Source organism: Pseudomonas pudica, from assembly GCF_015680405.1.
In the GTDB taxonomy this organism is placed as follows: Bacteria; Pseudomonadota; Gammaproteobacteria; order Pseudomonadales; family Pseudomonadaceae; genus Aquipseudomonas; species Aquipseudomonas pudica.
The window spans coordinates 97,597-111,024 of sequence record NZ_JADLJS010000001.1 but is presented as its reverse complement, the minus strand read 5'-3'; the positions used below and the strand labels follow the sequence as shown (position 1 = coordinate 111,024).

Below are 13,428 nucleotides of genomic sequence, written 5' to 3'. Positions count from 1 at the left end.
CCATAGCTGACCCTTCGGGTTTGGATCACCAAGCTGCGTTTAGGTCAGCTATGGAACCTTGCACGCATGTCGATCAACCAGTGGCAGCTTTTACCATCGCCTCAATTAGAGCGATCTGAGCTGCCTGCACCTTGTCGATCGCAGCCTCATCATGACTGATGATGAACTTCTGAATGGTGCTCAAGTCCTCATGCAGCGCTGACTTAGGCGATAAAAGGGTTATCTCCACAGCTGCGGCGTGCAAAAACTGCGAGCAGAGGTTTCGACCATGGACGGTCCGACCAGCATACAACGGTATAGTCACGCCATTTTGCATGATCACGGTGTACTTCAAGTGCGTGTCATACTCATGCAACCGTGGATGATACTGGGAGACGAAGTCTGTGTGGCTGGGATAGTTAACGAGCTCACGTCCAAAGTTTTCAGATTGTGTCCTGCCCTTGAGCCGGTTACAGCGTTCACAGCTGACGGCAAGATTCCAAAAGTGCAGCGTGAATCTTGGGTGCTCAGCCCGGGATAGCACGTGTTCTATGGGGCGCGAGTGGCCGCCTTTAAGCAAGGCCTGCCGGCAATAACAACACTGTTCCCCCTGCAGTTCAGCCAAATGGTCGCGTAGGGCGGACATCAGATCCGATCCGGTTATTGCGCCTGCCGGTGTTTGCCACTCAGTCGCGTAGAATTCGGCCCACACATCACGGTTTTCCCTACGCGCAGCATCAAAGAAGTTCTCGTCCTGCATGATTTTCGCTGCATGGGGGCGACGCTTCTTTCGCCGATGGCTGTTGGCCAAATATTGCGCTTCTTCTACTTGTTGGTCGCGACCGACGGGTAACAGAGTCACTGCCCGCTCTCCCCCGTCTCTTGCACCAAGGCTTGCAACTGGCCCAATGCCTCGCGAGTTTTTTCGATCAGGTCCAGTTCGCTATCAAGGGATGAGCTGCGCAACTGTCCAGTCGCAGCGTCTACGGTGCGCTGCATGACAACCAGTTCCTCTTCCAAGCGAGTGACGATCTGTAGATTTTTATCCTCCGCGTTCACAGCTTTGATTGCCTCGGAAACAATCGCTGCACATCGTTCGTGGACCTGTCGGTTGTTCTCAGTATGGGTGCCAAAGCCAGTGAATAGCACGCGCTCAACAGAGCCGCGGTCGTGAACGCGCAGAGGAATCAGTTGCTGATCTTGCGCCACAAAGCAGTAATTGCTGACGGTCAATGCACTTGTAACCAGAAGAGGGGAGTGAGTCGCAATCACCATGTCGCAATCGAAGTGCTCACACATTTTACTCAGCATGATGGGCAACAAGCGCTGCCAACTCACATGCAGACTGATCTCTGGTTCATCGATCAAAATGCGTGCGTTAGGCGTTGCCGAAGCTATGACTTTCACGAGTAACGCCAGCATCTGTTGTTCTCCCGAACTTAGCTCGGAGAATGGCGTGATTTCGCTTCGTGCGCTCATGCGTCCCAGCGCAGGCTGCATAGCCGCTAGAGCCTTCGGCTGAACTAAATTGATATTTTCACTGGCGAGATCACTTAGCAACACGGTCGAGCTGATCATTAGGTGGTTGTCTTGAACGCTCGAGTCAGCTGCGTAGGGCATCAAGTAGCGCCGTGCCCTGAAGTCCAAGAGCTCCAATCCCATGCTAAAGGCGGCGAGTCGATGAGCGTCGCAATGAATGTCATAGATCTTTTTACCCATGTCCAAGGCAAGCTTCTTCAATGACGCGGTCGAGCCGGTGCCGCGGCTACCCTCGTAGTGAAAAAGAACATCCTCGTTATTCTTCTGGGGGCGATGGGGAAAGCGATCATTGAAACCAAATGCTACACCGATGGTTGCGCAACCTTGCTTAACCGACAGCTCTGCAATCTCACGCAGCAACAAGCTCTTCCCCGCACCATTATTTCCAATCACATAGATCGGCTCGCGGGTCTGTCGCTTAGCGGCTAGCATCTCTGTGATAACGGTATGATCAAGTCCAGAGGCCCAGAGGCGGGGGGGCTGACTGCTCAAATAGTCATGCGCTCGTAGCTGTGCATGGTTCTCCAATACCTCAGTCCTCGATACAAGTGCACAGAGGCCCGGTACGTCACGATAACCCTCGCTAAACTCCCGTGTGTAGATATTGTGCAGACGTTTGTCACTGGCGTTAGTGATCTCCTGCGATGACCAGTCAGTAGGTCGGTGATCATTCTCCCAGGTCAGGACCAAGCGAGCCGCGAATTCCGCCAGTGCGATCCAGCCCCCACGATGATTGGGGGAGAGCAGTGATCGCGTGTCTACCATTAGCACGGATTCTCGCGAAGCGTTCGAATGGGCACGCAGCACCCAGGCGCTATGAGACACGGTCACGTTCCGGCTCCCCGAGGGGAAATCGATCACCGCAACCAGCATCTTCGATTCAACGAGCCACTCTCGAACACGTCTGAGCTCTGTTTTGGAAGCGGTCCGATCTAAACCGGGAACTACTACCACACCTTCGAGAAAATGATTGCGGCTCAACAATGCATCCAGCATTTGGATTGAGGTAACGGCGGTGGAGGGTATCTGCGGCTGTTGAGCGCCAGTCGAAGCACTGTTTGCCAGCTTCCGAGGGGCATTGATTAGAACGAAGTCTCCTCGCGACAGCTGTATGGAATTGAAGCTCTTCTCGACGAGTTGCTTCGTGTTGGCATGCAGGAACTCCATGCGAAGCTCAAATTCAAACTCCCAACCCTTTATCGATCGAACATAGGCGGTGGGCCATTCTGGACGGATGGTCGTCGTGCTGGAGGGGGTAAGTGTTAAGAATTCGCCCGTCAAGGCAAATGCCTCGACCCGCCGGCTGATTTGACCAGCTAATATGCTCGAGAATCTGGCAACCATACTCAGGTAGCGTGAGCTGGCTCCGAGGTTAGCGGCCGCGCTGGCGAAAAATAGATAATCGAACAGCCTCAGTGCTTCATCAGGCGAGCGAGGTAGCTCACTGTCAATGGCCTGGAATGCTTCCGTAAAGAAGAGTCTGTCGATGATCGGTGCAAAAAAATCTATCCGAGGCGGCAAGTCCATGATGCTAATTATTTCTTCTCGGATATTCCGCCATTGTCCATCGAACTCATGATCCTCTTTTGATTGGATGAGATCTTTAAAATGGAAACGCTTGGGCGAAATCGATACCAGCTCACGGTCGAGAGCTACAATAAACAGCATCTGCAGCAGGGCTTTGTCCACTTGGAGCTCATCGTTCCGTTCGCGCGAGGCAACGCGCTTCTTCAGTAGACTCCAAAATTTGCCAGCGAAAAAATCCTTTTCATCAAACATCTTGAGCTACCATTGCTTAATATATTAAATGGAGAATAGGCGGCGCTTTTGGCGCTCCTGCTGTGCTGTTTTTGCTGCGGAAGAAGCTGCTAGTGCAAGATGGGCTCAGCGCCGGACAATCGTATCAGTTGCCCTTCTTGTAAAAAAAGCACTGGTTGAATTTGGCTGGCCAAGCCAGTCCATCCCGCTGTTGATGCACTTTTGATCATCGAGTTATGTTGACTTTCGCTGGCTGGATCACCCGAGCGACTTCACAGCGCTGCGTTCGAGGACCACAGACGCAGCGCAAATGCCGTGCGGACAGAAAATTGGGTAATGCGTGCGGCGATCCGAAAGCCCCTTCGTCATGATCCTCCAATGATAGACCGGCACGGCGTGGGAAGCGATGCCCGGCTGCGTTGGTATGCGAACCCCCAACTCGGCGATCCGCAGCGAGCATGGGGCAAGCAGCATCTTATGATGCTCTTGGATATTTTTATCAAGGCACTTAACCGATTCCGTCGAAGCGATGGTTCGGACGACAGTCCTCCTCCGTAAATGGTGTGGGCCTGAAGAAAATGGCACATTGCCATTGATTTTTTGTTTTTCATCCTCACCTGTAAGAAGCGCGATGTAAACTCGGTCACGGATTAGGGCGATTAAATGTCTTCAGGCGCTTCAACCTCGTCACGCAGCTCCACGACTACAAGCAATTTGAGCGACCAGGAATTGGCTGCCTGGCTGGATGGATGTCTCACACAAAAGCACCGGGTGGCGTATGTCACGGCGGGGTACCTCTGTAAGCTGGTTGATCTCGATGACACGAGTCTCGTTTTACACCCAGCTGACCCGGAATCGAAAGCAAAATCAAGTCTGAAAAAGCTGGCCCAAAAAGGCTTGCTCTACTGTCTCCACATGGGGATTGAAGCCTTGCATTCCGCCCACACCGCAGACAACTCGTGGGCATTTATGCTCGTACAGAGTAAATCCCAAGTGGATGTTTTCCTCGCCACTCGGGATGGGCTGCTCGGTAGGACCAGTGGTCGGGGACCAGAGATCTCGGAGAAAACGGCACAAAAAGTTTGGGCTGATGCGGGTGCAAGATGCATGTTTGAAGGCTGCGCGCATGATCTGTCAGAGATTGCCTTGTGGACCAAAGCTGCCCGAGTTGGATACTTGGCACACATCGTTGCATCGGACCCCGAAGGGCCGCGAGGAAGTCAGGCTGACTCGCACCGTCTCGCCAATGTCCCCGATAACATCATGTTGATGTGTGATGAGCACCATCGCCTGATTGATTCGTTTGCACCTCAGTTTTACACCGCCGAAATCCTGAATGAGATGCGCCAGTCTCACCGGGATATCGTCCGGAACTATCTGAATTCACTGGCATTTCCGCGCATTAAAGCGGTGACTTTGCATGCAAACCTGGCAAACGTGCCGACCTACTTTCACGACTCTGAGCTGATCGAGGCCATTGTGGCGACCAGACGAGCCATGGAGCCAGGTGTCGTTCATTACGTGCGCCGCAGATCACAGCGAGACGACCGTCATCTGCCAGAGTTCTGGTACCAATATTTGCGGGAGCATGAGCATCATATTCGAGAGCTCGTCACCGGGTTCAATTCCAGCAGCGGCTTGAGCACCGAAAATCTGGCCATCTTCCCTCTGCACCATATCCCTACCTTGGTTCTGGCCGGTCGAGTGATGGGTGAAGCGCAGGCCATTCAAGTCTTCCAGTACGACAAGGTTCGCAAGACCTGGGCGTGGGATCCAAAGGCCAATCCTCCTTTACCAGGTACATTCAACGTCAGCCCTTTGCCAGCAGTTCGCGCAGACGAAGTTCTTATAACGCTCGAGCTTTCGGCCACTCTTGATGAGGATGCACTCTCCCCTGAATTCAGGCGCGCGGTCGATTCCGGTGAGATCCCCTGGATTCGCGTGACCACGTCAAAGACAGGAGCTGACTGTATCGGGTGTCCGGAGGATCTTGAGCAGTTCTCGCAAGCTGCGCGCAAAGCAATTGTTCATGCTCAAGACGTGATGCGAGCTGCAAAGGTCCACCTAATCGCGATCAGCCCTGCCAGCACGGTGTTCCGTTTCGGCCAGATGCTACAAGCAGGTCACCACCCCGAGTACGTGGTTTATGACCGCGCAGGTCGCGACTTCCAATTTGTTCCTGCCCTATCAATCACAGGTCATCACGTATCTGCCACTCACGGGCAGCAGTCCATCACTATTCCTCTTCGATAACGAGCCTGATGCCATGAGTCAAACCAAAAGTGCTGAGCTGGTGATCCACGCCGAACGGTCACGCCCTGTTCGATTGAAGAAATCCTTTGAGTCGTATGCGGGTCTACTCGATGGCCTGGCGTCCGACTCTCGAAGCATGCAGCTCGAATACTCGCATTGGGAAAAAGCGCTCAATGCGGTGAATGAGCACATCGCGGTGCGTGATGAGGAAATCGAGGCTGCCAAGGGGGCTTACCAGGAAGTGGCTGAGCTGCTCGCTTCCAATCTTTCGTGGCCACCCGAAGCGATATCAATTCTGCCTCAGGGCTCGGTCAGTACCAAAACTTTGATACGGTCGCCTAATGGAAAAGAGAAATTTGACATCGACGCGGTATGCCAGGTGGATATCTCTTGTATCGAAGCCTCCGAGCCAATGGCATTTTTTGAATCCATTGGGAAGGCTTTGGTTGATCTGAACGCTGAAGCAAAAAGGCGTTGCTGGAATATCCCTTTCCCACAGCGGTCGTTCTACCTGGAGTTCACGCCATCCGTACCATTGAATACTGTTCCTCGGAATACGTATGAGTCCATGGCTCCGCGCTATCGCGCTGTGCGATACGAGGGAACGGCATTGGCAGTGGTGGATACCCCTACTACAAGCTGGAAGACCTCCAATCCGGCCGGTATGAGCAAGTGGGTGGACGATACCGCCAAGCGTGCGCTGATTCTTGTCCCAGCGATGGAGGCATTGGCGAAGAACCGGGTAATGGATAGCATTGCACCAGTGCCAGATCAAACCGTGGAAATTACCGATACCCTCCGAGTAGCCATTCGCCTGTTCAAGCGTCATCGGGACATGTGCGTAAGGCGTGGCCTCATTGAAGGGGGGACCAAGCCGATCTCGGTGATCATTGTTACCTTACTGACCACTTGCTATGAAGGCTTGGCGGATCTGGGGCGTGTGTTCCAGCATCCGGTGGAGGTGCTGAATGAGCTCGCGCTCTACATGCCGCACCTGGTGCTTAAGCTTGACGGCAAGTATCGAGTAGATAACCCCACCGTCGAGGGAGAGAATTTTGCCGAGAAGTGGAATGATGATGGGGGAGAGCGTTTCCGATCCTTTATGACCTGGTGCGATGCGCTGTCAGCGGATCTCAAAACCATTTTGGCATTAACTGAACCACAAGCTATTTCCAAGCGTGTGCGGGAGGTGTTCGGTATTCCGGCGCCGACTGGCGGGGTCGGCGTATTGCCTACAATAGAGACCCCAAAACCTAAAGCCACTCCGGTTACGACTGGACTCGCTTGAGTAGTGGGGAGAATCAGTTGACTTTGAACTTGGCCCTTATACGCGAGCAATTTCCGGATTTGCTGCCTTCAGCCTTGCGCCGGGAAGGGGGCATCACTGCTTACCAGTTGCAGTTACCTGCTTTCCAGGAGGGAAGGGGATTTAAGTGGGCCGAGTTACGTCTGCCTGCCGAATTCCCAGGGTGCGCCAAGGCATTCATTCAGCTCTCCTCCGATGCGGTGCTGAGGCTTCCGCACGTTGACGATAACGGGGCTCTTTGCATGGACGGTGACCCCGGACCAGGCTCGGGCCACTCCGCGGAGGAGAGGGTTCTTTTCCTTCTGAATGCTTACTTGGAGCAGTTTCTCAAGCCTTGGTTGAATGGTAGCTTGGACGAAGCCTTTGAGACGGAAGCAATCAACTACTGGGTTATCGAGGTTGCTCGGGCCCGGTCGCAATACGACCCAGTGACCGCAGTCTGGACCGTAGACCCACCTCCCAAGAAGGCAATGATCAGGAGCGGAATGCTCCTGACGCCGAATAGGATCATCGTGGCCGCCGATGAGGCTCTACGCATCACCAATCGCGTAGTTCAGTCGTTGGGGGCTGAGCAACGTACTGCGGTGTTGATTGCTGACGTCCCGATTTCATATGTGCTTACGCCCAGCACCTGGCCTAAATCTATGGGTGATCTGGAGCGCATACTGAAAGGTCGTCTTCTTCCCGCAGACTATTCACAGTTCCAGATACACCGTAGTCGCCGCGGCCGAGAGATACACCGTGTAGTCTTATTAAGGAATGCTCAATTTGCTTTCGCGTACCTGCTTCCAGGCGGCCCACCGACGGTTCGGGATATAGGGAAGGGTAAAGGTAAACGAAAAAAATCGTTTCCTTCTCCATCCAAAGTACTGCCACTTATTACGTCTCGCCTAGACCCAAACTGGACAGCCGGTCGAGATCAGCATCCAGAGGTTGACCGGCGCCAGGCAAAACATGTTCTGGTGTTAGGAGCGGGGGCTCTAGGGAGTCCGATAGTCGACCACCTCGCCAAGGCTGGAGTCGGCAGGATTTCTCTGGTTGATGCTGACACCATGTCTCCGGCGAATGTCGGGCGACATCTACTTGGCGCAGAGTCTATCGGTGAGAGCAAAGCACGTGCAGTGGCCAAGCGAGTTAATTTGGCCTTCCCTTCGACCGAGGTAGTTCCATACTTCAAGAATACGGCCGCATGGCTGAAAGAAAATTCGTTGGTTGATGTGCACGCAGTGCTCGATCTCACCGGTGAGCCAGATGTGAGAGCGCAGATTGAGAACGCTCGACAAAAGCATCCATGCCCGCTGTTGGTTGGTTGGATGGAGCCCTATGTGGCTGCTGCTCATGCTTGTTCTTTATCATCGGGGCAATTGTGGCTACAAGGTCCGATAGATCCGTTGTATAGCTTGCAGGCGGTGGTGTGGCCCGATGAAGTGATCCAACAAGAGCCTGGGTGCAGCAGCCGGTTCCAGAGTTACACCGCAGCTGCAGCCGAACACGCCGTCGCCTTGGTTGCTGAGTCCGCGGTGGAGATGATCGATGCAGTCGAACCATTTCCTCCTCGAGTGCGGAGCTGGGTGCGCGGGCAGCTTTATTTGGATAAGCATTGGCCGGGATTGAAGCATAATGAGTGGGCGAGTATTGCATCTGGATTTGAAGGCCTGACCCTGACAAGGCCATTTCCATGAGCAGGGTCTTTTTCTATCCCGATAACAGTAAATACGTGCTGTTTACTGATCACGTCCTGGCGCACATGTACAGCTATGCTCAACGTCGGTTCTGGCAGAAGGAAGCTGGAGGGGAGATTTTTAGCCCAGAGCCGGACTCTCACGGGCTGATCATCAGTAACGCCATGGGGCCGAATCCTGCTGACCAGCGAAGCAGGCACGCTTGGAATCCAGATGTAAAAGCCTCTGATAGGAACAGGCAAAGTGAATTCGAACAATACAGGCATGCTGTAGGGTTGTGGCATACACATCCAGAGAGTACGCCATCACCCTCTGGGCGTGACCAGAAAACTACTTGGGACTATCTTGATTCCTTTGAGGGTGATAGAAGTCGTTATTTAATGGTGATTATCGGCAACTGCGGCAGTATTCCAGCCATGACTGTCTGGGTGGCTAGCGGCGAATCATCCCGCGAGTGGATACAGTTAAGCGAAGATAAAAGATGCACGCAATTGGACAGTCCTAAGAAGGGCGATTGCAATGTGTTGCAGCCAAAGCAAGTAGCTTTTCGTGGGGAAATGCGGAGCAGAGGTATTCGTCTCCTCTGAGCGCGCGAGACGTGTCCACGATCTATAGAATGTGGACAGCAGGGGATCTGGTCATGCTGAAAAGTCAAGAATTATTACTTTTTTCAAAATGGCCAATCTTCAAGCCTTAGAAGAGGTCACGCCAACTGACCATTTAACAACGGCGTGGTGAGGGCTTTCTCAACTCGATTTTGTGCCAAAGAGTTATGCCTCCGGACTTACGCTCACTGACCCGGCCGATGAGAGCGCTTACGAAACAGTTCGCGTGGTATGCTTTATTCAGGCTAGAAAGAGCCTGCAAGATTATACTGCCCTGCTTGCAAGCTCATGGATCTCCAGCGCTGTACAACTATTGTCCTGTTTCCATGTTCCTACCATCGAATTAGTAGGGCCCGCAACTCGTCAGCCGGGTAACGCCCGTGTGAGTGAATTATGATTTTAATACTGTTATTGATTTTGAATCCATTGGTCGAGGTTCGGATGTTGGCTTAACGCTGTCAACAGCACAACAACCCAATGGTTTCTACCGTAGGTTCTTGTGCGGTCCGATGCACGCCCTGTCAAAAATGTGCGTGCATTCCCACCTCCGGACTCCAAGTGTGTGAAGCAGTCCGCTAAGATCTCAGCTACCTCATCATTACCATGCTCATCGTACAACTCAATCAGCTTTAAACGTGAGAAATGAGAGTCGATTAGCCTCCATTTATGATCCTTCAACCCTGCTGGCCGTTGTAAATTAAATTTAGCTCCCACTCGCTTTGTAACTGGGTTTTCGACTAGTGCTACCTCGACAAATTGAACATCGGGAATAGTGTCCGCGTAAGCATGGAAGTATTGACGTTCGCCTTTTGTGTTGAGCCAGTCGTCGTCCTTGGTTGAGTTGCATCGTGAACAGCACGGTACTAGATTGTGCGGATGCACTGCAAACTCGGGAAAGCGAACGGCAGGCATGTAATGATCGAAGGTTTTAGGTAAAGTTGTCCCGCACATAGGGCAGTATTTGAGTTGCCGTTTAGGTTGGATTTCCTTAATGGCTTTTTTCATATCCTTTAAGGGTTGCGTGGCTACATCATAGCAGGCGCGGAGTAAGTCACTTATTTTCAGCGTATCGTCGTTTGCCTTCAGGCTAACTAAGTCGTCTTGTTTAACTGCTAGAGCGTAGGCTTTATAGCGCGCCTCTATCAAAGCATGGGCCAAAGTGAGTGGTGCGCGCGTTTTTTTATGTTTCTTGTCGCGAATCAGGATGTACCTTTCTAAGTAACTAGGCTTTGCTGGAAGTGGGGTCAGACTTTTCATTGGTCAGTCTTTGCCTTTTTTGCATACTGCGCCAATAGATAAGCCTCCGCGCTGAGACTAAGGCCATGTTCGAAACGCTCGAGCGCTTCTTCGAGAGGCTCGGTTTTGGCGAGCTTTCTTAATGTTCGCCGGTAAACATTTTCAACCTCAAAGGTCTCAAATACATGCCGAGTCAGCTCTGTAACGCTTTCGCCGAAGCTCTCTGTCATCAATTCGTCAGCCGTGGTGATATTGTTTTGACGTTGGAATACCATCACGCGACTTGCCGGAATTTCCTGAATGACTACTGGTGAATGTGTTGCGATGACAGCGTTCGAGTCGAATTTGTTCAGGATGTTGGATAGCACTAGAAACAGGCTAGCTACTGCGTTTGGGTGAAGATGGGTTTCAGGTTCATCAAAAAGTACGAGTGAATTAGGCTGTATCCAGCCGAGTAAGGCTGTCACGAAGTGAACCAAGATGGATTGACCGGAACTTAATAGTGAAAGTGCATTCGTTTCTGAAGAATTATTGATTTCAGATCTGAGGTTGGAAACCAAGTCTTCACTCGAATCGCCAAGGATAGATTGCATATATTCAATCCATTCGTCCTCTAATCCTTTTTCAATAATGCGCTCGAGATTGCTTTGATAGCTTTCCATTAAGAATACTCTGGATAGTCCGCCTTTATCATTTCGGATTCCACAGTAGACATAGCTGCTAGATCGGTCTGCTTTCGGGCGCTTGAAGCGATCAAATGCACTATAAGAGATGGCGATGATGCGTGTGAAAAGTGGGCGGCCGCTTGGGAATCTTTCCTCCCGTTCAGCGAGTTTATCTGCTGAAGTTCTCGAAATTTGCGCCAGGTCCGCTCCTAAGCTTGCAAGAAATCGCGTCTTCCCAACAGCGTTACGACCAATGATCCCCACAATACGACCAGGGATAAGGTCATAATTATCAAAATTGAAGCGTGCCTCAATTGGTTCCGCTGCTCCCTCAATCAAGCCCCTGTAGTTAAAGGCAATTTCCTCATTAACCTGTTCACCTGCGGCCCAAGACGCACCGAAGCGCCTCGCGCGTTGGGCGCCGTTTTCCCGCAGCATCGCGTTTCGAAAGGCGGAAGTCGGCTCAAATTTATCCGAAAGTTGTGGGTGCCAAGCGATGTCATTCAGTGCCTCAAGTAAATCCTTCGCCCCTTCCTTGAGATATTTTCTAAGTCGTTTATAGTATTCTTCATCTTGGCCTAGTGATATGTGGCTTTCATCTAGGAAGTCAAACTCTTTCGAAAGTTTCGTTGTATTCTTTACACTGAATTGATCTTTCGAAGAGGTGTCGCGCTGCAGGATTTTTACTGACCCAATACGGATTTCAATGTTCTCTTTGTCTAAGAAGCTCAGATGGAATTGTATTTTATTACCAAAGTCATCCCAGTTGTCTGTTCTGAGGATGAAGGTTTTGAGGGGCACCTCATCAGTCGAATCCCTATGCCCTAAAACTTTAAATGCTAATTTGTTTGGCAGGTTGCGTCTCCTTCGTTTCTCAGTGTTGTCGATTGCATGTTAAGATTTTTTATGGTGGATCTGATAGCGGCCTGCCGTCAGTATCGCGAACTTTGCATGTGCTTTAGCGAAACCTGAGCATTATGCGATCATCGCATTCTGCCACTATGTCGGATTGTTGAGCAAGGCTATCTTTGCAGATCATCTTTTTTGCTGCGCATTTTTAGCCGTTGGGAGATATCGACTATCACGCTATAATTCGCCGTGGAGCCGCACTAGACATACCTGCTGATTTCGGCTTCCCAATGGGTCGCGCCATCTGAGCTCGCATCTAATTGAATATTGTTGATGTAATCAGTAGCTCATAAATTAAGTAATTAGAAGAGCTTTCAGTAAGCGTTGAATATTAAGAGGGCGACTATGCGGTCTTACAGGCTTTGGGGTAATTTTGCAGGGGTATTTGCGATTTTTAGGCTGGTATATCCAAACGGATAGAATGGAATATTTAAATTGGGTATGTTCCAGAAGGGAGGCGGCATCATCGCGTGGAGTTGCATTGATCGGTAATTCCCTGTGGGTGAATATTCGGCAATGCAGAAGAGTTGAGTGTGGATTTTCTACGTGCTTACGCACTTTCCTCCCAAGAATTAAGGTGGATTGCTTTCTCTAGTCGAATTTTTATTGCCGCGACTATAGGCACTGAGTTTGAGGCGTTTTTGCCAGCGAGTTTAGGCTAAGGGTAAATAGCTTAACCGCTGACGGAGTTGATCCTGCGCGGCGGAGACTGGCGATGTTAAAACGATCTGACACATGCCTAGCACGCGGTCTTCGATCCAAGCTTGGTCGATGGCACCTGAACGATGGCGCAGGCTGACGGCCGCATCAAGGATCATCAGCACTGCACAACGGGACCTGTGCAGTTCCGATGCTGGATAATCGCGCTGGATAATGGTCACAAGGGGCTTATGGAGCCGGCTAAGTGCTGCGTCAAGTCATGGCCGACTGTTATCATCGAGGTGGCGCACCTCATGACGCAGGATTAGCTCCTCCTGAGGGTGGCTGACTTGATACCTCAGCATAAAGCCAATAAACCCACTTAGTTTATGTGTTTCCCATGTCTAAACTCGCTGAATTTCGCGCCCTTGAACAAAAGCTTGCAGCGCAGCTGGCCGAGCTGGAAAGCTTAAAAAATGACAACGCGCTGAAGCAAGAGATCGAATTTGAAGGAAAGCTGCGTTCTTTATTGGGAGAATATGGTTACAGCTTGCGCGACGTAATTCAGATTTTGGACCCCAGCGCTCGCGCAGAGGTAGCAGCCCTGCCAGCCAGAAATGTTCTAAAATCTCGTCAAATTAAGGTCTTCAAAACCCCCACACGGGAGAGGTGGTTGAAACCAAGGGTGGGAATCATCGTACCCTGAAAGAATGGAAAGCTCAGTACGGTGCCGGTACCGTATAGTCCTGGCTTTCTTGAGTTCCTCACTGATCTTGTTTTCCAGCAAGGTGGCCCAGATTGGCGGCCACCGTACCCTTCAAGGCAGGCAAATGAGTGCTGCCTTGACCGAGTCAGGT

At 51.5% G+C, this 13,428-nt stretch carries 8 protein-coding genes and 1 pseudogene; 5 read left to right on the top strand and 4 right to left on the bottom strand.

Going from position 1 to position 13,428, the window contains the following annotated elements; translation table 11 throughout:
- Window positions 1–73: 73 nt before the first annotated feature.
- Window positions 74–841 (bottom strand): HNH endonuclease, encoded by a 768-nt coding sequence (locus IRZ77_RS00500; protein ID WP_196172601.1) that lies wholly within the window; start codon window positions 839–841, stop codon window positions 74–76.
- The gene (locus IRZ77_RS00495; protein WP_196172599.1) at window positions 838–3,297 is read right to left on the bottom strand and encodes an AAA family ATPase; all 2,460 of its coding nucleotides are present in this window, start codon (window positions 3,295–3,297) and stop codon (window positions 838–840) included. Before IRZ77_RS00495 ends, IRZ77_RS00500 begins: the two co-directional genes overlap by 4 nt.
- Before the next feature lie 693 nt (window positions 3,298–3,990).
- On the opposite strand from IRZ77_RS00495, the gene IRZ77_RS00490 reads away from it, so the two are divergent.
- From IRZ77_RS00490 to IRZ77_RS00475, 4 genes are read left to right on the top strand one after another with little or no spacing between them, the layout of a single operon-like run.
- Window positions 3,991–5,529, top strand: coding sequence for an SAVED domain-containing protein (locus tag IRZ77_RS00490; protein ID WP_230386281.1), 1,539 nt, complete (start codon window positions 3,991–3,993; stop codon window positions 5,527–5,529).
- A 13-nt stretch (window positions 5,530–5,542) separates the two neighbouring features.
- Window positions 5,543–6,817 (top strand): nucleotidyltransferase domain-containing protein, encoded by a 1,275-nt coding sequence (locus IRZ77_RS00485; RefSeq protein WP_196172595.1) that lies wholly within the window; start codon window positions 5,543–5,545, stop codon window positions 6,815–6,817.
- Window positions 6,818–6,834: 17 nt separating this feature from the next.
- Window positions 6,835–8,517 (top strand): HesA/MoeB/ThiF family protein, encoded by a 1,683-nt coding sequence (locus IRZ77_RS26810; RefSeq protein ID WP_230386282.1) that lies wholly within the window; start codon window positions 6,835–6,837, stop codon window positions 8,515–8,517.
- On the top strand, window positions 8,514–9,104 hold the full coding sequence (locus tag IRZ77_RS00475; protein ID WP_196172593.1) for a Mov34/MPN/PAD-1 family protein: 591 nt from the start codon (window positions 8,514–8,516) through the stop codon (window positions 9,102–9,104). The genes IRZ77_RS26810 and IRZ77_RS00475 overlap by 4 nt, the downstream gene beginning before the upstream one ends.
- Window positions 9,105–9,530: 426 nt before the next feature.
- On the opposite strand, the gene IRZ77_RS00470 is transcribed toward IRZ77_RS00475, so the two are convergent.
- Window positions 9,531–10,379, bottom strand: a complete 849-nt coding sequence (locus IRZ77_RS00470) for an HNH endonuclease (RefSeq protein ID WP_196172588.1) — start codon at window positions 10,377–10,379, stop codon at window positions 9,531–9,533.
- Entirely contained in the window at window positions 10,376–11,824 is a 1,449-nt protein-coding gene (locus tag IRZ77_RS27130; protein WP_196172586.1) for an AAA family ATPase, read from the bottom strand. The genes IRZ77_RS00470 and IRZ77_RS27130 overlap by 4 nt, the downstream gene beginning before the upstream one ends.
- Window positions 11,825–12,971: 1,147 nt before the next feature.
- Here IRZ77_RS27130 and IRZ77_RS00460 point away from each other — a divergent pair.
- Window positions 12,972–13,315: pseudogene (locus IRZ77_RS00460) on the top strand (histone-like nucleoid-structuring protein, MvaT/MvaU family).
- Window positions 13,316–13,428 lie beyond the last annotated feature (113 nt).